This window comes from Marinicella pacifica (assembly GCF_014636635.1).
GTDB lineage: Bacteria > Pseudomonadota > Gammaproteobacteria > Xanthomonadales > Marinicellaceae > Marinicella > Marinicella pacifica.
The window spans coordinates 1-21,653 of sequence record NZ_BMEO01000007.1 but is presented as its reverse complement, the minus strand read 5'-3'; the positions used below and the strand labels follow the sequence as shown (position 1 = coordinate 21,653).

The 21,653-nt window shown below is 47.0% G+C and carries 19 protein-coding genes and 1 tRNA gene; 18 read left to right on the top strand and 2 right to left on the bottom strand.

Annotated features, from left to right (window positions below; translation table 11 throughout):
• The first annotated feature begins 81 nt into the window (after window positions 1-81).
• The 13 genes from IEV16_RS09065 (at window position 82) to IEV16_RS09005 (ending at window position 14,634) form a co-directional block, all read left to right on the top strand.
• Window positions 82-681, top strand: coding sequence for a TetR/AcrR family transcriptional regulator (locus IEV16_RS09065; protein ID WP_188365383.1), 600 nt, complete (start codon window positions 82-84; stop codon window positions 679-681).
• A 302-nt stretch (window positions 682-983) separates the two neighbouring features.
• Entirely contained in the window at window positions 984-1,403 is a 420-nt protein-coding gene (locus IEV16_RS09060) for a hypothetical protein (protein WP_188365382.1), read from the top strand.
• Complete coding sequence (locus IEV16_RS09055) at window positions 1,400-2,800, top strand: MBL fold metallo-hydrolase (RefSeq protein WP_188365381.1); 1,401 nt, start codon at window positions 1,400-1,402, stop codon at window positions 2,798-2,800. The genes IEV16_RS09060 and IEV16_RS09055 overlap by 4 nt, the downstream gene beginning before the upstream one ends.
• Window positions 2,801-2,851: 51 nt before the next feature.
• Window positions 2,852-3,043: a hypothetical protein gene (locus tag IEV16_RS09050; RefSeq protein WP_188365380.1), complete on the top strand. Its 192-nt coding sequence runs from the start codon at window positions 2,852-2,854 to the stop codon at window positions 3,041-3,043.
• A complete protein-coding gene (hlyD, locus tag IEV16_RS09045; protein WP_188365379.1) occupies window positions 3,040-4,068 on the top strand; it encodes a secretion protein HlyD in 1,029 nt (342 codons plus the stop codon). Before IEV16_RS09050 ends, hlyD begins: the two co-directional genes overlap by 4 nt.
• 23 nt (window positions 4,069-4,091) lie before the next feature.
• Complete coding sequence (locus tag IEV16_RS09040; RefSeq protein ID WP_188365477.1) at window positions 4,092-5,882, top strand: ATP-binding cassette domain-containing protein; 1,791 nt, start codon at window positions 4,092-4,094, stop codon at window positions 5,880-5,882.
• Window positions 5,879-7,063: an ABC transporter permease gene (locus tag IEV16_RS09035; protein ID WP_188365378.1), complete on the top strand. Its 1,185-nt coding sequence runs from the start codon at window positions 5,879-5,881 to the stop codon at window positions 7,061-7,063. The genes IEV16_RS09040 and IEV16_RS09035 overlap by 4 nt, the downstream gene beginning before the upstream one ends.
• A 3-nt stretch (window positions 7,064-7,066) precedes the next feature.
• Complete coding sequence (locus IEV16_RS09030; RefSeq protein ID WP_188365377.1) at window positions 7,067-8,191, top strand: ABC transporter permease; 1,125 nt, start codon at window positions 7,067-7,069, stop codon at window positions 8,189-8,191.
• A 17-nt stretch (window positions 8,192-8,208) separates the two neighbouring features.
• Complete coding sequence (locus IEV16_RS09025) at window positions 8,209-9,654, top strand: efflux transporter outer membrane subunit (protein WP_188365376.1); 1,446 nt, start codon at window positions 8,209-8,211, stop codon at window positions 9,652-9,654.
• Window positions 9,655-9,693: 39 nt separating this feature from the next.
• Entirely contained in the window at window positions 9,694-10,578 is an 885-nt protein-coding gene (locus IEV16_RS09020) for an LOG family protein (protein WP_188365375.1), read from the top strand.
• A gap of 2 nt (window positions 10,579-10,580) precedes the next feature.
• Complete coding sequence (locus IEV16_RS09015) at window positions 10,581-11,774, top strand: lipid A deacylase LpxR family protein (protein ID WP_188365374.1); 1,194 nt, start codon at window positions 10,581-10,583, stop codon at window positions 11,772-11,774.
• A gap of 14 nt (window positions 11,775-11,788) precedes the next feature.
• A complete protein-coding gene (locus tag IEV16_RS09010) occupies window positions 11,789-12,238 on the top strand; it encodes a cytochrome c (protein ID WP_188365373.1) in 450 nt (149 codons plus the stop codon).
• 44 nt (window positions 12,239-12,282) lie between these two features.
• Window positions 12,283-14,634 (top strand): phosphoketolase family protein, encoded by a 2,352-nt coding sequence (locus tag IEV16_RS09005; protein ID WP_188365372.1) that lies wholly within the window; start codon window positions 12,283-12,285, stop codon window positions 14,632-14,634.
• A gap of 36 nt (window positions 14,635-14,670) precedes the next feature.
• Here IEV16_RS09005 and IEV16_RS09000 read toward each other — a convergent pair whose 3' ends face one another.
• Entirely contained in the window at window positions 14,671-15,177 is a 507-nt protein-coding gene (locus IEV16_RS09000; RefSeq protein ID WP_229728305.1) for a helix-turn-helix transcriptional regulator, read from the bottom strand.
• Window positions 15,178-15,298: 121 nt separating this feature from the next.
• On the opposite strand from IEV16_RS09000, the gene IEV16_RS08995 reads away from it, so the two are divergent.
• The 4 genes from IEV16_RS08995 to IEV16_RS08980 are packed head-to-tail and all read left to right on the top strand — an operon-like array spanning window position 15,299 to window position 20,941.
• Window positions 15,299-16,492: a TolC family protein gene (locus IEV16_RS08995; protein ID WP_188365371.1), complete on the top strand. Its 1,194-nt coding sequence runs from the start codon at window positions 15,299-15,301 to the stop codon at window positions 16,490-16,492.
• Window positions 16,489-17,499, top strand: coding sequence for an efflux RND transporter periplasmic adaptor subunit (locus IEV16_RS08990; protein WP_188365370.1), 1,011 nt, complete (start codon window positions 16,489-16,491; stop codon window positions 17,497-17,499). Before IEV16_RS08995 ends, IEV16_RS08990 begins: the two co-directional genes overlap by 4 nt.
• The gene (locus tag IEV16_RS08985; RefSeq protein ID WP_188365369.1) at window positions 17,499-20,564 is read left to right on the top strand and encodes an efflux RND transporter permease subunit; all 3,066 of its coding nucleotides are present in this window, start codon (window positions 17,499-17,501) and stop codon (window positions 20,562-20,564) included. Before IEV16_RS08990 ends, IEV16_RS08985 begins: the two co-directional genes overlap by 1 nt.
• Window positions 20,561-20,941, top strand: a complete 381-nt coding sequence (locus IEV16_RS08980; RefSeq protein ID WP_188365368.1) for a DUF3240 family protein — start codon at window positions 20,561-20,563, stop codon at window positions 20,939-20,941. The genes IEV16_RS08985 and IEV16_RS08980 overlap by 4 nt, the downstream gene beginning before the upstream one ends.
• Before the next feature lie 55 nt (window positions 20,942-20,996).
• On the opposite strand, the gene IEV16_RS08975 is transcribed toward IEV16_RS08980, so the two are convergent.
• Window positions 20,997-21,083: transfer RNA gene (locus IEV16_RS08975), tRNA-Leu, on the bottom strand.
• Between the two features lie 149 nt (window positions 21,084-21,232).
• On the opposite strand from IEV16_RS08975, the gene IEV16_RS08970 reads away from it, so the two are divergent.
• The gene (locus IEV16_RS08970) at window positions 21,233-21,547 is read left to right on the top strand and encodes an HPF/RaiA family ribosome-associated protein (protein WP_188365367.1); all 315 of its coding nucleotides are present in this window, start codon (window positions 21,233-21,235) and stop codon (window positions 21,545-21,547) included.
• Window positions 21,548-21,653 lie beyond the last annotated feature (106 nt).

Genomic DNA, 21,653 nt, shown 5'->3' with positions numbered 1-21,653 from the left:
GGTAATTCAGCTAAGAAAACTAATGATTGGCAGTGGCATAAAAATATGAGAAGATAGTGGTCACTTACTATCTAAAATGTCATGACTTCCAGAACAAAAAATAAAACCGCTGAACAACGACGCCTTGAAACCGTTGAGACCCTGATAGATTTAGCAGGCGAACAGAACCCCAATGCCATCACCACCCAGGCTCTCGCCGATAAAATGGGTTTAACGCAAGGCGCGATATTCAGGCATTTCCCCACCAAGGAATCTATTTTTTCCGGGGTCATGGGTTGGGTGGCCGAGCGCTTAATGAAGCACATTCATAAAGCCATCAAATCAGAAGATTCGGCCATAGACAAATTACAGTCTATGTTTTTAGCCCATATTTCTTTTGTCAGTAAGCATCCAGGAATTCCACGCATACTCTTTGGTGAGCTGCAACATGACAAAAACAGCGTACCCAAACAGATGGTGAAGCAACTAATCGCGCAGTATGCTGATTTATTACAGGATATCATGCGCACAGGGAAAGAACGTGGTGAGCTCAATCCAAATTTAGACATTGAGGCGGCAACGCTGCTTTTTATTGGCAGTATTCAGGGGTTGGTGATGCAATCAATGCTGGCGGCAGATCGACAGGATATGTTGGCGCAGGCAGAAGCGGTCTTTAATGTGTATCGACAGTCCTTACTATAAACCCATAAACAAACGGATGTTCATGGGGCGCAAGCGGTCGTATACTCACGCCCTTAACGGGCATTCCTTATGCTTCGATCTCTGATTCAATCTCGATTCTAACTTCTTCATCCATGGAGTCGTCTTAAGCTGTGGTGAAATCGCATGTCTTCATTACCCGGCGCAGTGAACTGTGCTGCTCTCAGCACTTCTCGGATAGATTAATAATCACTTAAATATATAAAATTGCTTGACAAAGCAGTCAGAAAGATTAAAGATAGTGAGTACTCACTTACTAAACCGTGGTTTTCAAGAGAATTATTATGACAACACTAAAAAAACAGACTTTTTGGATTCGCCTTGTGGCTTTATTTGCTGTGGCATTTGGGCTATTAACTTTAAAAGAAGGTGGCTTGGTTCTGTATGGTGATGAAGCCGCTGTTCAAGCGGCCGGTGATTATGTGCCTTTTGTACTGTGGTTTAACTTTATCGCCGGTTTCTTCTATATTCTGGCCGGAATCGGCATGTGGTTACAAAGGCGTTGGGCGGTTTGGTTGGCGGTTAGCCTGGCAGCCGCAACAGCGTTTGTATTTGCCGCTTTTGGTCTTCATGTTGCATTGGGTGGCGCCTTTGCCCAACGGACGGTGATTGCCATGAGTCTTCGTACGGCGATATGGGCCGCGATTGCGGTGATTGCCTGGCAGCAAATTAGAAAGCGTCAGCTAGGTGGAGAGTCACCATGAAAATAACATTTCACGGTGCCGCCCAGGAAGTCACCGGTTCATGTTTTTTGGTGGAAACCGAAAGTACCCGTTTTTTAGTCGATTGTGGTATGTATCAGGGTGGCCGTCAAGCATCGACTCGCAATCATGAGCCGTTTGCATTTGATGCAAAATCCATCGACTTTGTGCTGTTAACCCACGCCCATATAGACCACAGTGGTTTGTTACCTAAATTAACTAAAGCCGGATTTGCCGGAACCATCCATTGCACTTCGGCAACTGCAGATTTATTGCAGGTCATGTTGCTTGACAGTGCCCATATTCAGGAAAATGATGCTGAACGTGCCAAACGTTACGCCAAATCAAGACGAGCCAGACAAGCTGTTAATGAGCCGCTATATACCCAAATTGATGCGCAAAACATGCTGAAGCAAGTGCGGTTACATGACTATGACAGAGAGATAACTCCTGATACAGGTATTCGTTGTCAATTTCGCGATGCCGGTCATATTCTTGGATCAGCCATTATTGAAATTTGGCTGACTGAAGGCACGAAGACTATCAAAATAGTTTTCAGTGGTGATTTGGGTCAACCGGGAAGACCCATTATTTGTGATCCTACGATTATCGATGAAACGGATATTTTGGTGATTGAATCAACCTATGGTAATCGGGTGCATAAAGATATGACTGCCACGGAAGCTGAGCTAATCACTGCCATCGAAGAGACCCTGAAAAATGGTGGTAATGTCATTGTGCCGGCTTTTGCCGTGGGCCGTACCCAAGAGGTTCTTTACCATTTACATCGTCTCAGCCGTTTAGGCCGATTACATCACTTAAAGGTTTTTGTGGATTCACCCATGGCCACCGAAGTGACCCGAATTACCCAAAATCACATGGATTTATTTGATGTGGCTGCTCGAGATTTGGCCGGTTGGCACAACTTGGGAAAGGATATTCCCTTTTTGTATTTCACGGAAAGTGTGGCTGAATCAAAAGGTTTAAATCAAGTGCGTTCCGGGGCCATCATTATTTCTGCCAGTGGTATGTGTACTGCAGGCAGAATTAAACATCATTTGGTGCATAACTTACCCCGGGAAGAATGCAGTGTCTTAATAACAGGATTTCAGGCCGAAGGGACACTGGGCCGACGTTTAATCGATGGCGCGAAACGGGTACGAATATTTGGTGATGAGATTCCCGTGCGTGCTTCGATATATAGTGCCGGAGGCGGTTTATCAGCGCATGCTGATTTGCCGGCTTTATTGGCCTGGACCGGTCATTTTCAACGGCCACCACAACATACGTTTGTGGTTCATGGCGAGCAAACAGCGGCCACAGATTTTGCCGAAAGTTTACGGCAGGCGCATGGCTGGCAGGTATCAGTGCCCGAGCCCGGACAGGAAGTCATGGTGTGACACTCATTTATCAACAAACAGCTGAATATAGCTGATTGACAGGAAACGATTATGAACAACAAAAGAAAAGTGAACTGGCAGGCCAAACAATATTTGGCTGACCATTTGTATGGCTGGGGCGATGATGGTGTTATGCCCATTACTATCGGTGCCCAAGTCATACCCAAACAGAAACCAACAAGTCCGATTAAGCCCAGTGCTCAATCGGTTAACGTCAGCATTCAATGGGACAATCAACGATGAATACGCAACAATCCGGCGGTAAAAAAGGCCGCATACTCTTGGTTCTTATTATCATAGCTGTCACCGCCGTGTCGGTGTGGTGGTTTGTATTACGTGAACAAAACGATGACTCGACCTTGCGTTTATATGGCAATGTGGACATTCGTGAGGTGGAACTGGCTTTTCGTCAACCCGGTCGATTAACCGAGATGCTGTTTGATGAGGGCGATCAAGTGAACGCCGGCGAGATTATGGCGCAGCTGGATGGCGGGCCTTATCGGGATAAACTGGCGGCTGCCAAAGCCGAATTACAAGCCGCCCAGGCAGAACTGGATAAGCTTCACAGCGGCAACCGGCCGCAGGAAGTTCTGCAGGCAGAAGCGACAGTCGCGCAGACGCAGGCAAATTACCATGAGGCGGAACGCAATTATCAGCGTCAAAGTGCGTTACTTGAATCTGGTGCCACCAGTCAACGGGCAGTGGACGCGGCGCTGGCCATGCGTAATCAGTCGGCGGCCAATCTGGCCTCAGCAAAAGCCGCCTTGTCATTGGTAGAAGCCGGATTTCGGGATGAAGACATTGCTGCCGGTGAAGCGCGGGTGGCGGTGGCGCAAGCGGCGGTGGCACAAGCTGAAAGGGCGCTGGCAGATACTGATTTGGTGGCGCCCAGTGATGCCACGGTTTTGGCGCGGGTGCGCGAACCGGGCAGTATGGTGGCCAGTAACAGCACGGTCTATAGTTTAAGTTTGCGCGATCCGGTTTATGTGCGCGCCTATGTCAGCGAGCCGAATCTGGGTCATATTGCCCCGGGTACTCAGGTGCGGGTATTCACCGATTCATCTGATCAGGCTTATCAGGGTCAGATTGGGTTTATTTCGCCGCGAGCCGAGTTTACGCCGAAGTCGGTTGAAACCACAGATTTGCGCACGGATCTGGTTTACCGCTTACGAATTACCGTCACGGATGCCAATCAAGATTTGCGTCAGGGTATGCCGGTTACGGTTGAAGTGGATCAGAGCGGTCATAAATCGGTATCAGGGCAATAACCATGTCAAATGTTAATCATGTCATGAGTACCGCCATCACAAGTGATGTTTTTCGCCGATTGGGTAAAAATAATGCCGCAGTGGTGATCGAAGATGTGGTGAAGCGTTTTGGCGAGGTGCAAGCGCTCAATGGTTTCAGTGCCGAAATCCAATATGGTCGGTTAACCGGTTTGGTGGGCCCTGATGGTGCAGGTAAAACCACCTTGATGCGTATTATGACCGGCTTATTGGTACCTAACAGCGGTCGCGTAACGCTGGCCGGGTTTGACGTGGTGGATGACAACGAAGCCATTCATATAGTCAGTGGTTATATGCCGCAGCGATTTGGTCTTTACGAAGATTTGTCGGTGATGGAAAACATGCGTCTATACGCACAATTGCGTGGTATGGATGCCGATCAGCATGGTGATATCTTTGACAGTTTGCTCGATTTCACCCGGCTTGGGCCGTTTACCAAACGTCTGGCCGGTAAGTTATCCGGTGGTATGAAACAAAAACTGGGACTGGCTTGTGCGCTGATGGCAAAACCCAAGGTATTGTTGTTGGATGAGCCCAGTGTCGGCGTTGATCCGGTGAGTCGTCAGGATTTGTGGCGTATGGTACAGGAATTAACCGACGACGGCATGGCGGTGGTGTGGTCAACAGCCTATCTGGATGAAGCGGAGCGCTGTCAAAGCGTGTTGTTATTAAATGAAGGCAAACTTGAATTTAATGGTCCACCTCAGGAACTAACCGATCAAATTAAGGAACGCAGTTATCGATTGGAACAGGTTGGCACTGAACGCCGCGCGGTGTTATCCAAGGCACTCAATTTAGCCAGTGTCGGTGACGGTGTGATTCAGGGTGATGCGGTGCGGGTGGTGTTACGTGAGGATGCCAACACCCGGGAAATTAAAGCACTGGCCGATGACGTGGGTGCCAGCCTGACTCTGGTTCAACCCAGATTTGAAGATGCATTCATTGATTTACTGGGCGGCGGTCCCGGTGGCACTTCGGCGCTGGCTGAGCGTATTGATGCGGTTGAACTGGGTTCGGATGTGGCCGTTTCTTGTCGCAATTTAACCAAACGTTTCGGTGATTTTACCGCCACAGACGATGTCAGTTTCGAGGTGCAAAAAGGTGAAATATTTGGTCTGCTCGGACCCAATGGAGCGGGCAAATCAACCACTTTTAAGATGCTCTGTGGCTTGCTTAAACCGACCGAAGGTGAGGCGCAGGTGGTTGGACATGATTTACGTTATGCCACCGGATCTGCCAAAAGCCAGTTGGGTTATATGGCACAAAAGTTTTCTTTATACGGTTTGCTGTCGGTGCAACAGAATCTTGAGTTTTCCGCCGGTGTTTATGGGCTGGAAGGCGATATCAAGCGACAACGTATTGATGAGATGATTAACACCTTTGATTTGTCTCAATATTTGAGTACTTCACCGGATTCATTGCCACTTGGTTATAAACAGCGCCTGGCGTTGGCCTGTGCTTTGATGCACCGGCCGCCGGTGTTGTTCCTGGATGAGCCGACTTCCGGTGTGGACCCCATTACCCGACGCGAATTCTGGACCCATATTAACGGTCTGGCACGCAAAGGTGTGACCATTATGGTGACCACCCATTTTATGGATGAAGCAGAATACTGCGATCGGGTGGCGATGATGTACCGGGCACGACTGATTGCGCTGGATACACCCGATGCCCTGAAACAGGGCGCCGTTAACGAAAAACATCCTGACCCCACCATGGAAGATGCTTTTATACATCTGGTGGAGTCAGCACAATTGGACGATGAGGCGCGTCGTGACGCGAAGGCCGCTGTATGAATGATCAGACATCCAAAACTGTCGATTCTCAAGCAGATTTAATACAAGATGAGCGTGCCCAACGTGCCTTTGACTGGCGGCGTTTGATGGCCCTGGTTCGAAAAGAAAGTTTGCAAGCCATTCGTGACCCATCCACCATTCTGATTGCCTTTGTGCTACCCACTATATTGCTGTTTTTATTTGCTTATGCGGTTTCTCTGGATGTCCGTGAAGTGCGTATCGGGTTGGTACTGGAATCTGACAGTGCTTCGGCGCAATCGTTGGCAGCGGCCTTTGCCGGCACCCGTTATCTGAAGGTGACGCCGGCACGGGATCGGCGGGAAGTGGCTGAGCAGGTGGTGTCCGGTCAATTGCGTGGCTATGTGGTGATTCCTCAGGATTTTGAGAAACGCCTGACATCAGGTCAACCGCAGTCGGTGGTGCAGGTGATAACAGATGGTTCGTTGCCAAATACCGCCAACTTTGTTGTCAATTACGCGCAGGGCGTGGTGCTTAACTGGCAGGCGAGTCGCCATAGCGGCAGACCGGTATCGGTGATTAATCTGGAGCCGCGCTATTGGTTCAATGCCGAATTGGAAAGTCGTCGCTCACTGGTGCCCGGTGCCATTGCCATTGTTATGACCATTATCGGTACCATGTTGACGGCATTGGTGGTGGCACGGGAGTGGGAGCGGGGCACCATGGAAGCGGTGTTGTCGACACCGGCATCCGTGGTGGAGATTCTGATTGGTAAATTATTGCCTTATTTTGTCCTGGGTATGGCAGCGACCCTGGCTTCAGCCGTGCTGGCCGCTTTTGTCTTTGATGTGCCGCTGCGAGGTTCGTTACCGGCGTTATTAATCTTGTCTGCTGTGTTTTTGGTGCCGGCTTTGGGGCAGGGTTTGTTGATTTCATCGGTGACAAAAAATCAGTTTCTGGCTTCTCAGATTGCCTTATTCTCTGGTTTCTTACCGGCCTTTTTGTTGTCCGGCTTTCTGTTTGAAATTGATGCCATGCCGGTGCCGATTCAAGCCATCACCTATTTAATTCCGGCCCGTTATTTTGTGTCTTCTTTGCAAACGGTGTTTTTAGCCGGTGATGTGTGGGCGGTGTTTTTACCTGATTTGGCGGCCATGATGGCGATTGGGGTGTTCTTCTTTGCCATCGCCAAGCGCAAAACCCGTAAAAATTTGGAGTCATAGAGAATGCGTCGCTTTTTAAATCTATTTGTTAATGCCCGGCTCAGCGCGCAGATTGTGAAAGAATTATTGAGTATTTTGCGCGATCCCCGCAGTCGCATCATTGTGTTTGTACCACCGTTGATGCAGTTGTTAATTTTCACCTTCGCCACCACCTTAGAAGTGCGTAATGCGGATATCGCTGTTTATGATCGCGATGCCGGTCACTGGTCCCATGAGCTGGTGGCACGTATAGATGCGGCGGATTTTGTGAATGAGATTCATACGGTACACAGCCCCGAAGCCTTACGCGATTTGATTGATCGTCGTGCCGTGATTGCGGCGCTTAATATCGGTCCGGAATTTTCCCGTGACATTGCCGCAGGCAAAGTCGGTACGGTCCAGGTTATCGTGGATGGTCGTCGCAGTAATGCCGGCCAGATCACCGTGGGTTATCTGAATACCATTGCCGCCGGTGTCAGTGCTGCCATACAACGAGACACAGTTCATGCCAATCCGGTGGCGGTGCGCCACTGGTTTAATCCAAATCTGATTTATCGCTGGTTTGTGGTGCCTGCTTTATCGGGTATTTTGGTTTTCTTCAGTGCGCTAATGATTACCTCCTTGTCCATTTCCCGGGAACGGGAACTGGGGACATTTGATCAATTGCTGGTATCACCGACCACCACCTTTGAAATCATTGTGGCCAAAACCATGCCGGCCTTGGCCATCGGATTGGTTTTGGGGTTGATGATGATTGTTGCCGCGGCGTTTGTTTTCCGGGTGCCATTTGAGGGCTCATTTTGGTTATTGATGCCAAGTTTATTGTTATTTATCTTATCAGTGGTGGGTATCGGCCTGATGATTTCGTCGGTCTCTGCCACCCAGCAACAGGCTATTTTAGGGGCTTTTGCCATTGGTGTACCGGCAGTTTTGATGTCCGGTTTTGCCACCCCGGTTGAAAATATGCCGACCTTATTGCAATGGTTGGCCGAGGCGATTCCGCTGAAGCACTTTTTGGTGATTGTAGAAGGAACCTTCCTCAAAGCCATGCCGGCGTCAGATATTATCGCCAATACCTGGCCGTTGGTCATCATTGCACTGGTAACACTCTCCATGGCGGTGGTGTTTGTGCGCAGTCGTTTGGAATAATTTTTGGAGTGATTAATATGACACAAGGTTTAAATTTTGGGCGACATGGGCTTTACCTGGCAGCGAGTTTATTGCTCGGTGCTTGTGCCGTGGGGCCGGACTATCGTCAGCCGCCAGCCGTTGATACCGGTGATGGCTGGACACTGTCGGTGAACGCCAAAGACAGACAAATTGAATGGGTACAATGGTGGGCGGCATTGGGTGATCCTGTTTTGGATCGTCTGGTGGCCGATGCCTTGTCGAGTAACCTGAATTTGCGACAAGCCTATGCCCGAATTAATGAGGCGCGGGCATTGCGTGACCGCGCAGCCGGTGGTTATGCGCCTGTTGTGGACACCTCAGGCAGTGTCGCACGACGACGACAAAGTGAGCATGGTCCGTTACCGATTGCCTCAATTCCGGGACTTGATCGTAATCAGACCATTTATGAGATTGGCTTCGATGCGGCCTGGGAAATTGATTTGTTTGGTCAAACCGGTCGTGCGCTTGAAAGTGCACAAGCGCGACTTCAGGCTGCGCAGGCCGATGCCATTGATATTCGTATCAGTGTTGCCGCGGAAGTGGCCCGGGTTTATTTAACGCTGAGAGGCGCACAACGGGAACTGGCAGCCCGACAAGCTTCCGTAGAAACATTGCAACAGACTTTAGACCTGGTGCAAAAACGCTATGAATTGGGCGATGTCGCAGAAGCGGACATTGCCATCAACCAGTCACGCCTGGCAGTGGCTGAGGCCGGTTTACCGGGTATTCAAGCACGCATACGTGCCGCTGCTCTGGGTTTGGGTGTGCTGTTGGGGATGCCGCCTGAGCATGAATTGGCATTGATTAATATGGATGCACCGGCGATTGCCTTAACAGCGTTACCGGTTGGTGAACGGGCTGATATATTGCGCCGACGTCCAGATATTCGGGCTGCAGAACGGCGTTTGGCTGCCAGTACGGCCGATATAGGTGTTGCCACGGCTGAATTATTTCCTCAATTATCGATTGCCGCCGGCGGTGGTTTTCAATCCCTGGACTCAAGCCAGTTATTTGATTCTGACAGCACCACTTTTTCACTTGTGCCGTTGATTTCCTGGCGCTTGTTTGATGGTGGACGGGTGCGTGCCGAAATCCGGGCCACCGAAGCGCGCCAACAACAAGCCGCATTGGCTTATGAGCAAGCGGTGTTGACCGCGCTGAGTGATGCCGAACGTGCCCTTAGCGACTATCTGCTTGGTCTTGATGCTGTTGAACGTCAACAGTTGGCAGTGAATGCAGCCAGACGCAGCTACCAACATGCCCAAGCACGATTTCAGGCCGGTGATATGGCATTAACCGAATTGCTGACTGAAGAACGGGTTTTACGCGAAGCCGAACACAACTATGCCCAAACCCACACCGCCACGGCGATTAATCTGGTGGCTTTATTTAAAGCCCTGGGAGGCGGTTGGGATATGGGTCTCATCGATTCGCAACAATGAAGACCCTAATATGAACTTGATTAATCGAGGAGAGTGAACATGTCTGATCAATCAAAACTGCATGCAGAACATAAGCAACTTGTGCAAAACATATTGTCGGGTGAGGCTTACCGGCTGGCTTATGAAGACATCGCATTTCTCAACAGTGACGATTTGCGGCCGATTCGATTACAACTGGAATTGCTGAAACCTGAACAGGAATTGCGTCGAAAAAAGATTAGCTCAACGGTGGTGGTTTTTGGTAGTGCCCGAATCATCGCGCAACAACAGGCTCAAGAAAATCTGGATAAACTTGAAAGACGTGCGGCATCAGAACAGGCAGATGCCCCGGATACGAGACAGCTTGATGAGGCTAAAAAACAACTGGCGCAATCACAGTACTATGAAGAAGCCCGGCGTTTTTCACACATTATTTCAACTCGATTTCAGGAACAACACCACCGTGATTTTGTGGTGGTGACCGGTGGCGGTCCCGGTATTATGGAAGCGGCTAACCGCGGTGCTTATGAAGCCGGTGCACGTTCCATTGGGTTAAATATTACCTTACCGCATGAACAAACACCCAATCCGTTTATTACGCCGGAATTGGCTTTCCAGTTTCATTACTTTGCCGTGCGTAAAATGCATTTTTTGATGCGTGCCAAAGGTTTGGTGGTGTTTCCGGGTGGTTTTGGTACGCTGGATGAATTGTTTGAAGTCCTGACTTTGGTACAAACCGGGAAAATGGCAGAGATTCCCATCGTGCTGGTTGGCAAATCCTATTGGCAACGTGTGGTTGATTTTGATTATCTGGTTGAGTCCGGTTATATCAGTGCTGAGGACAAGCAGTTAATGACTTATGTGGACACAGCCGAAGAAATCATGACTGTGTTGGAAGGATTCTATGCGGGAAGACCGCCGAAGGAAGAAACTTTAGACGTGTAGCCATGGTTCGTTTTTATTCATTTTTTTGCGACCGCTTTAATTATTGTTATCCAATGCAGTTGATGGCCGCGATGAGTATGCTGTTGTGGTCGATGTTGGCAGTGGCCGCCGATGAAAATATGGATATTGACCTGGCCTGTGCGCCCGAAGAAACAATTCAATTCCGCGGTGGTACGATACGACTGGAAAATGACAAGTTTACTGATACTGATCAGGATTATACCAATGGTGTGTCAATCACCATGGTTTCGCTCGATATTCCCGGTCAATTACGGCCTGAGTGCCTGTCAAAGCCAAGTCGTTTGTATATGCGCTTTATTCAAATGATGAACCCCGGATTCTGGAATGATATGAATTATTCAGCGGATAGCCAGAATGTGGTGTTTCGGTTTGGTCAGTCGATGTACACACCGGAGGATTTTACCCGCACTGATTTAATTGTGGATGATCGACCTTATGCCGGGTTGCTGTATACCGGTATGGCCTGGAACCGACGAAAATTTAATCCCGAATCAAATCTTGATATGCTGGATACCCGTGAAATTACCATCGGCGTGATAGGACCTTTATCATTGGCAGAACAAGCACAAAACCTGGTTCATGATGCCTTCGATGATGAGCGTTTTCTCGGTTGGGATAACCAATTGGAAAATGAACCGGCCTTGCAGTTGGCTTTGGACCGGAAATATAAATCATCGAATCAAGACGGTGCCGTTACCCCGGGTTTTTCAGTCGATTCGATTCGCTCAATGGGGCTTAGACTGGGAAATATTGAAACCTCGGCAACAGTCGGTATCGAAGGTCGTATCGGTTGGAACCTGCCCAACGATTTTGGCAGTTACCCAATCAGACCAGGTGCCGAAAATCGTCCGCCATCGGCTTTCGCTCATGGAAATAACGGCGATAATTCTATTTCTGATTTAAGCCGGCCGGCACCCGGAATGCACCTGTTTGTTACTCTGGAAGCCAAGGCAGTCGGTTATGACTTTTCTCTGGATGGTAATTTGTTTCAAGACAGCCACAGTGTTTCGAGACGGCCATGGATTGCACAAGCGGCCGTGGGAATCAGTGGTCAGGGTTTTATTGCCGGTCATGGTTTTCGATTGGCGGTAATGCATGTTTACCGTACCCGTGAATATGATGAGCAATTGAATAATCACAGTTATGGTTCAATTGCTTTAAGTATTGAATTTTAGTTGAGGACAACGTTATGTTTGATAAGCGCCGATTAAAGCCGGTTTTCGTCATTGTGCTGATAACCATTTTATGGCCATTGGCCTGGGCACAGGACAGTAACCAGTCTGAATCCATGGTGTTGCGTCAAATTATGCAAGAGATGGGTGACCATATGGAGGTTGTAACCGCTGCCATTGCCCATGAACAATGGTCGCAAGTGGTCGCCATGGCACCTTTGATTGGAGAGCATCGACAACCTCCGTTTATGGAAAAGACGCGTATTTTGCGTTTCGGCGGTACCGATGTGGGTACTTTTCGATCTTATGATAACAAAACACAAGAAGCGGCCGAAACATTAAAACAGGCCGCTCTGGAAAACAATGGGGAGAAGGTTATTGAGGCATTTGCAAGGCTGCAAAAAACCTGTCTAAATTGTCATCAGCGGTTTCGCGAACCTTTTGTGGCGCATTTTTATAAAAAATAACAATTCTATTGATACACTTAATCACTTAACAGCAGGATAAAAATATGACCATTAGGAAGAGTACTTTATCAAGTCAAGACATAACAAGCCTTAACCAATACTGGTCATTGGCCAATTATCTGTCAGTAGGGCAAATTTATTTACTTGACAATCCCTTACTAAAACAACCGTTAACCCGACAAGACGTCAAGCCCAGATTATTGGGCCACTGGGGTACAACGCCCGGCTTAAATCTCATATATGCGCATCTGAATCGATTAATCGCCAGGCATCAATTGAATATGATTTATGTCACCGGTCCCGGGCATGGCGGCCCGGCCTTGGTGGCCAATACCTATATTGAAGGCAGTTACAGTCATTATTATCCTGCTATTCAGCAGAATGAATCAGGCTTGAAAAGACTGTTTAAACAATTTTCATTCCCCGGCGGCGTACCGTCCCATGTGGCGCCTGAAATTCCGGGATCGATTAATGAAGGCGGTGAATTGGGTTATGCCTTATCTCACGCCTTTGGTGCTGTGTTTGATAATCCCGATTTGATTGCCACCTGTGTGATTGGTGATGGAGAGGCGGAAACCGGTCCACTGGCGGCTGCCTGGCATAGCAACAAATTTCTTAACCCGGCCAGTGATGGGGCGGTGTTGCCGATATTACATTTAAATGGCTATAAAATTGCCAATCCAACTATTTTTGCCCGCATACCCAAGAAAGAATTAAACCAGCTGCTCAAGGGTTACGGTTACCAGCCCATATGGGTCGAGTCCTCCGATGTCAACGCGGTTCATCAATTAATGTCAGATGCACTCATCCAGGCTGTTAACCGCATACAAAAGATTCAAGTGGAAGCGCGAACTCAAGGTATTACGCAACGACCTATCTGGCCGATGATTGTCATGAAAACACCGAAAGGCTGGACCGGACCTAAAAGCTTTGAGAATTTACCGGTGGAAGATTCCTGGCGCTCACATCAGGTGCCTTTTAAAGAATTGCGACAATTTCCGGAGCGCATCGAATTATTGGAGGCATGGTTAAGAAGCTATAACCCTGAACAACTTTTTGACTCAACCGGCCGTATCATTGCCGATATTAACGATTTAATTCCCGAAGACAGCTTACAAATGGGGCGTAATCCGCATGCCAATGGTGGTGTGCTTATGCAAGCTTTGAAGATTCCCGGCGTCGGTGATTTTGCCGTGGATTTAAAAAGCCGAGGCAGTCAAAAAATCAGCGCCACCCGGGTGATGGGCACTTATCTGGCTGAAGTGATGCGCTTGAATGAGTCTAATTTCAGGGTTTTTGGCCCCGATGAAACCGCCTCAAACCGGCTTGATGATTTGTATCAGGTCACTGCTAAAACATGGGTTGCCGAGCAACTGGACAGTGATGAAGATTTGGCCATGGATGGCCGGGTCATGGAAATATTAAGCGAACACACCTGCCAGGGTTGGTTAGAGGGCTATTTGCTCAGTGGCCGTCATGGCCTGTTCTCTTGTTATGAAGCCTTTATTAATATCGTCAGTTCCATGGCAACGCAACATGCTAAATGGTTGCAAGTGGCGAGCCAAAAAGTCAACTGGCGACAACCAATACCGTCGTTAAACTATTTGTTGACTTCGCATGTGTGGCGTCAGGATCATAACGGCTTTTCTCACCAAGACCCCGGTTTTATCAACCATTTATCCAATAAAGAACCGAATGTTGTCAGGTTGTATTTTCCGCCGGATACCAATTGTTTATTGGCAGTGACCCAAAAAATTCTACAAACCACCGATAAAATCAATGTGGTGGTGGCCGGTAAGCAGCTGCAACCGCAATGGTTGGCTATTGATGAGGCGCAAAAGCATTGTGATCAGGGTTTGGGGATTTGGCACTGGGCCAGTAATACCGATTCGGCCAAACCGGATTTGATTATTGCCTGTGCCGGTGATGTACCGACCATTGAAGCGTTGGCCGCCACCAAAATATTGAATCAACGATTACCCGATTTGTCCATCCGTTTTGTTAATGTTGTTGATATTATGACGCTGGCCATGGACACAACCCATCCCCATGGCATCAGCGATGATCAATTTCGACAGATATTTTCAAGCGATGCCCCTGTAATTTTGGCTTTTCATGGTTACCCGTCGATGATACATCGGCTTATTTATAACCGTCCGGGTCATGAGAATTTTCATATCCATGGTTTTAATGAAGAGGGCACAACCACCACACCATTTGATATGTTGGTGTTAAACCAATTAGACCGATATCATCTGGTTAAGAATGCCGTCAACAGGTTACAGGATATGACAGATTCTGGTGCTATTTTAGATGACATGGACTTTAAATTGGCACAGCACCATAAACATATTCTTCAAGCCGGTGATGATTTACCGGATGAAATTTTTAACTAAGAATATGGTTTATCCACTTAAACAGGTCATTAATGGCTAAGCGGCTTTGACCGCGATAAAATCTTCCATAAACCAGGCCGATAGTTCGTGTCGGCCGTCAATTTGCGCTTTTCTGTAAATGGCAGAAGCCTGGTGCCTGACTGTTTTTTCTTTGGTTGATCGCATAATAGCGATTTCAGGAATGCTTAAACCTTTTAAAATCAACAAAGCCACCTCCTGTTCACTGCGACTGAGCTGCCAGTCATTAAACTGTTTTTCTATCGCCTTAAAGTAATCATGACGCGCTGTTTTAAACTGTTCAGTAATCTGCGCCTGTTGATGATGGGCTTCTTTGAGCTCTTTTGATAATTGTTTCAGAGATCGGCTTCGACGACGCATTTCGATTATTAAATAAGCCGCCAGAAAGCCGGATACCATGACAATCATTGCTTCAGACAGAATATGCCATAAAGCCACATTCATTCGAATATCAGCAATTAAGTCTGCCATATTAAGCAGCATAATAAGCACCAGCCCAAAGGCAATCAATTTATCTTTAATCATATTTTTCTAATTTTATTTATTGTTTTAAATCAGTGGCTTACGAAGGCATAGGTCATCCGACCGATGTTATATGGCGGCCAAGAAGTTATATTGATTTTACTATTTTACGATAACCATTGCCATGACACTTCAACGATTGATGATAGTTTTTATTATTATCGGGCTACAGCCAAGCACGGCCCAGGCCGGGGCGCCTGCAAATTTGCAACAATTACTTGACCAAAGTATCCTACACACAAAACAGAACAGCCACACCTTATATCCGTTAAAAGCCACAGAAGAGCTCGTTTCAGGTTGGCTCGGCGACACCCCCACATTACAACTCACCAGTTTATATGGCAGTGACAGCCAAACACCAGTTGAATATGAAGTCAATGTTCAATTGCCCATTAAATCCGGCAGCCGGCGACAACTGGATCAGCAACTGTCTAATCAGAATCAACAGTTACAACTACAGCTACAGCACATGCATCGCTGGTATCTGTCCGGTCTCATTAGAGAGGTGTTGTGGCAACGCATCATCAGTGAACAGCAGTTAGAGATTGCCAACGGTAAAATTAAGTGGTTGCAACAGCAGCAACGCAGTGCTGAAGCCCTGGCTGACACCAATCAATTATCGCAAACACAATGGGTGATGATTAAAAATGCGATACTGCAAACCCAAATCGAAATTCAGACGTTCACTGAACAGCTTAATTTAGCCCATCAGCACTATCAGGCTTTAACCGGCACCACAGCTTTACCCGAAAATTACCGCGAAACCACCGCCACTGATTTTTCAGAGTCTATCAATGAGCACCCCGAGATTAGACTGTTACAGGCACAATTGGATCAAGCGGAGTTGCTCTATGAAAATAGCACAAGCGGCCATCAAAACTGGCAATTGGGGGTGGTGGCCAAGCAGGTTCGTGATATCGGCTTTCATGAAAACCAAATGGGTGTACAAGTCAGTATACCGATTAAAGCCATGAAAACGATATCTCAGGCCGATCAACTCAGCTGGCAAAACAGCCAACAGGAAATCAGCCTGAGTTTGCAGAAAAGCCATACGGATATCAAGCAAACCTGGTTACAACTGCAATCCGAACAGCGACGCTTACAACAGCAACAAGAATTACTGGAGCAGCAGGCTGAACTGGCACAACAGTTAATGACCCAGTTACAACAGGTCTATGAAATGAATGAAATCAATCAATCCCTGTATCTTCAACAAATGATTCAAGCGCAAGATGATTTGTCAGCCGCTCGCCTGAATGCACTGTATATCGAGCGCAACAAAGCGCGTCAAAATCAAACCTTAGGTCTGCCATTATGAAAATATTTTTTGCTCTTCTAAGTGTTCTAACTTTTAATAATTTATCTGCTGATTCTGTATCACTTGATAAACTCGGTGCTTTAAGCCTCGACTTTCAGGCCATTAAGCAGGTTCAGGGTTTTGATTTAAAACCGGTACCGGCTCAAGTCAGCTATCTGCCCGGCGCAGGTTATCAAATAACAGCTCCTTTTCGGCCACAGCAAATTGATGTCTTGGTCTCGGCCGGCAGTGAAGTTGATAAAGATCAGCGCTTACTCAGGCTCTCAGGCAGCGAAGTGCATCATTTTCAAAGCCAGTATGCGTCGCAAAAAGCACTCTATGACCTGGCCTATAAACGTTATCAGAACAATTTAAGCTTGATGCAAAATAAACAAATCAGCGCCAGCCAATGGCAGGAAATTGTCACAGGGTATCACCAACAGAATATGGCTTTAGCGCATTTTCGTCACTTTTATCAGCTTCTGGAAACGCCAGTCGATGACGATGAGGTGTTTGTTAAAGCACCCAAAGCCGGCATTTATTTACCGCCTGCTAACTTTGATCAATCAGACAACCTCTATTTAGGGCAAATCTTAGCCCGGGATGCTTTGCGTTTACAGTTCAGTTTACCAACCCGAACCGCCTTGAATGTTACCTCGGTAAAAACCGATTTATGTGAATTAACGGTGGACCAAGTGGCTCATGACAGTGATGGTTTTTTTGTCAACATATGGAGTGAACCGATTAAAACAGCCTGTCAGTTATTGCCCGGCCAACACATTCAAGCCAAACCCCATTATCAAAAACAAGCCTATCAAGTGCCTAAAAGCAGTCTATTTGATTTTCAGGGACAGTCACAGATCTTGATTAAACAGGATAATATGTTAACAACTCAAGTGGTTTCAGTGATTCATGGGGACCTTGATTTTTATTACTTCCATGCCGAGAGAGACCTCACCGGGTTACCGTTGTTGATTCATTCAGTGGCCGCCATAAAAGGGCTGCTGTTGGGTATGGGGGGCGAATAATGCTTAATGCTTTTGTTAGATTTGCCCTGACTCAGCGCTTATTTATCAGTGTGTTGTTGAGTATTGCTTTGCTGATGGGTTTTTTGGCCTGGAAAAATATGCCGATTGATGCTTTTCCGGATATTTCAGCCACCCAGGTTAATTTAATCATTAAAGCCCCGGGCATGACTGCTGAAGAAATTGAGGCTCAAATTACCCGACCCATTGAAACCGAGTTATTAGGCATCCCCAATCAGGCGATTTTGCGTTCCACCACAAAATATTCGATTACTTCAATCACTTTGGATTTTACCGAAAGAACCGATATTTACTGGGCCAGACAACAAGTCAGTGAGCGACTTCAGAACTTGTGGGGTGCATTGCCCGAAGGCATCAGCGGTGGTATGGCGCCAATGAGTACACCCTTGAGTGAAATGTTTATGTTCACGGTGGAAAATCCACAGCTATCACTGCAACAACGCAAGCATTTGCTGGATTGGCAAATTCGACCGGCTTTACGCACGGTGCCGGGTGTCGCGGATGTTAATGTCCTGGGCGGGCAAACCAAAACCATTCAATTTGCACCCGACCTCAGTCGTCTAAGACAGGCCGGTATCAGTCTTGACCAGATCGAGGCAAGTCTGGCCATGAGTAACCTCAATGGTGCCGTCGGGCGTATGGATGTGGGTACTGAATCAATGATCATCCGCACCGAAGGCCGTATGCATCAGCTTGAAGATGTGGCTGGTTTGATTATTAGTAATGGTAACAGTATCTATCGTTTATCCGATTTAGGACAACTCAGCAGCGGTCAGTTAACCCGCTATGGTGGTGTTACCAAAGACGGCGCGGAAACCACCCAGGGTTTGGTGGTGGCTTTAAAAGACAGCAATACCGCGGAAGTGGTGGCGGCTGTACGTGAAAAATTAGCACAAATTCAGGCGACCTTGCCTGAAGGCACTAACATAAATATTTTTTATGACCGGAAGGATCTCATTGATACCGCTGTTGGCACCATAAGTTCGGCCCTGTTTCAGGCCATTTTTTTGGTGGCAGTTATATTGGCATTATTTTTAGGTAATTTCCGAGCTTCTCTGGTGGTGGCGGCATCAATTCCCATTTCCGTGATCTTCACTTTTTATTTAATGCGTCAGTTTGGATTGACTGCTAACCTCATGAGTTTGGGTGGTTTGGTGATTGCCATCGGCTTGTTGGTGGATTCTGCGGTGGTGGTGGTCGAAAATACAGTCACAGCTTTGCAAAAAGACAAGAGTTTACCGAAACTGCATTTAATTTATCGTGCCACAGGTGACATTGTTAAACCGGTTTTCGCCGGTACCCTGATTGTTATCGTGGTCTTTATACCCTTGCTGACCTTAACCGGCTTAGAAGGGAAATTATTTACCCCGGTGGCCCTGACCATTGTGTTTGCTTTACTATCTGCTTTATTAACAGCCATCACGGTGATGCCGGTATTGGCTTCATGGGTGATCACGCAAAAACGCAGCAAACCACCGAAATACCTCAACAAGTTACAACAGGTTTATCAACGCTCATTACAAAGAACCCTGCTAGCACCACGCTGGTTTGTGGCGATTATCAGCCTTGTTTTTATCGCCAGTCTGGTGCTGTTTACCTTTATCGGCAAAACCTTCATGCCGGTACTCAATGAAGGGGATATTATTATTCAGCTGGAAAAAGTGCCTACCATTAACTTACAGTCTTCATTGGAACTGGATAAAGAAATAGAAAAACACTTATTGGCTGAAATCCCTGAAATTGAACAAATTGTGGCACGTACCGGTTCCGATGAGTTGGGCTTAGATCCTATGGGTTTAAATGAAACAGATATTTTTCTGACCCTCAAGCCAATGAATGAGTGGCGTTTTAAGGACAAGGACAAATTAATCGACGCCATGCGTGACATTTTATTGCAATATCCGGGGATTAATTTCGCTTTCACCCAACCCATCCAAATGCGCTCAGCGGAAATGCTGACCGGTAGCAGCGGCACCGTGGCCATTAAAGTGTTTGGTGAAGACACGTCTGTTCTGGCCCAATTGGCCGAACAAATTTCAAATCAAGTGAAAGCCATCGAAGGCAGTGTTGATGTACAAATGACCTTGATAGACGGCGGAGATTACATCAGTATTTCTCTGCAAAACGAATTGGCTGAGCAATATGGTTTAAGCAACCAACAATTGGCCAAGCTACTGCGGATACAGGTGGACGGTGAACCGTTTTCATACATTATTGACGGTAAAATAAAAACCCCTATTTACTGGGCTTACGACAGTGATCAAGGTGAACGGCCTACGTCTGTGGCCGAATTAGAAGGGTTACCCTTATTATTGCCTGATAATCGATTGGTCACCTTAGCAGATATTGCCACGGTTAAACGCACGGTGGGCCCGGCTATTATTGAGCGTGAGAATGGCGAGCGGTTTTCAGTGGTGGCTGCCAATGTGCAAGATCGGGATTTGGTGGGCTTTGTCGAAGAAATAAGATTAAAAGTTGACCAGAACCTGACCATGCCGGAAGGTTATTTTATCACCTATGGCGGTGAATTCGAAAACCAACTGCGGGCAACACGCAATCTGCTCACAGTGATTCCCTTGGTGTTGTTGTTAATCGTTATTATTTTATTCAGCACCTTTGGTAGCTTAATGACCGCCGGGCTTATTTTAGCCAATATCCCCTTTGCCTTGATGGGTGGTGTGCTGGCTTTATTTATCAGTGGCGAATATTTATCGGTACCGGCCTCAGTGGGCTTTATTGCCTTATTGGGTATCGCCATTCTTAACGGCGTGGTGTTGCTGTCGCATTTACAAGACACCCGCTTTCGAAGCAGCGAGTTATTAAATGGCGTTTTAGTGGGGTCAGGAGATCGTCTGCGACCTATTTTAATGACTGCGACCACCGCGGTATTTGGTCTGTTGCCGTTGGTTTTGGCCACCGGGCCGGGCGCTGAAATCCAAAAACCTTTGGCCATTGTGGTAATCGGTGGTTTATTTACCTCAACCCTGATTACTTTGTATTTATTGCCACTTTTATATTACCGAATCGAATCCAGGACAACCTCATGAATGACCCACAATTACTGACAATCATTATTCCCTTATCCATGAAAAATACCTTGGTTGATGTATTAATGGCTTATCAAGATATTTCCGGTTTCACCATGACTAAGGTGGCCGGCTTTAGCCGTCGCCACAGTCAATACAACATTAAAGAACAGGTCGCCGGCTATCAAAATTTTTTTCGTATAGAAGTGGCCTTAAGCCGTGTTCAAGTGAAACCCTTATTACAGCATCTGTGTCAATTTAAAGATCGTTTCCCGCTGCGTTATTGGTTATTACCCTTAACCGATACCGGTGTCATTGATCCAGACAGTGACTGCCAGGCGATGGATCAAGATTTACCACAATCTGAAGATCACCATATTACCAAAGACAGCAATTAAATCGATATGGCTCATCGATCAGTTAAGGTGTGAAAATCTTAGGATGCGTATAGTGTGGTGCCGAGGGAGAGAATCGAACTCTCACTCCCGCAAAGGAACCGGATTTTGAATCCGGCGCGTCTACCAATTCCGCCACCCCGGCACGGGAGGGATTAGTATAAGTTATTTATTTTTAATGGCAAGGATTTATCTTAGAAATTTTATCATTTGAATTTGAAATAAACTTTATAGCCCCCAGAATTATGGTATGAAGCAGTCAATGCTAATTTGTTATTAATTTAGGAGAGTCCTATGCAAATCCAAGTAAATCATGATCACAATATTGTCGGTGGTGAGTCGTTACAAAACTATGTTGAAAATTTGATGACTGACGCTTTACATAATTTTAAGGACCAGGTGACCCGGGTAGAAGTTCATGTGGCCGATGAAAATGGGCAAAAAGGTGGTGATGATGACATGCGTTGCACCATGGAAGTGCGCTTGCGTGGCTTAAAACCATTTGCGGTGACCCACCGTGATAAAAATATTCATGCCGCCATTGATGGTGCGGCGGATCGCGTTACACGCTCAGTGCGTAAAACAGTGCAGAAAAGGCGGGAAATTTAAATAACATAAAAAAAGGAACCTCCAGGGGTTCCTCAGACTGCTGACAAAGTCCCCACTTTTGAGTGGGGATTTTTTATAATAGCAGTATGCTAAAAGATCACCCCCC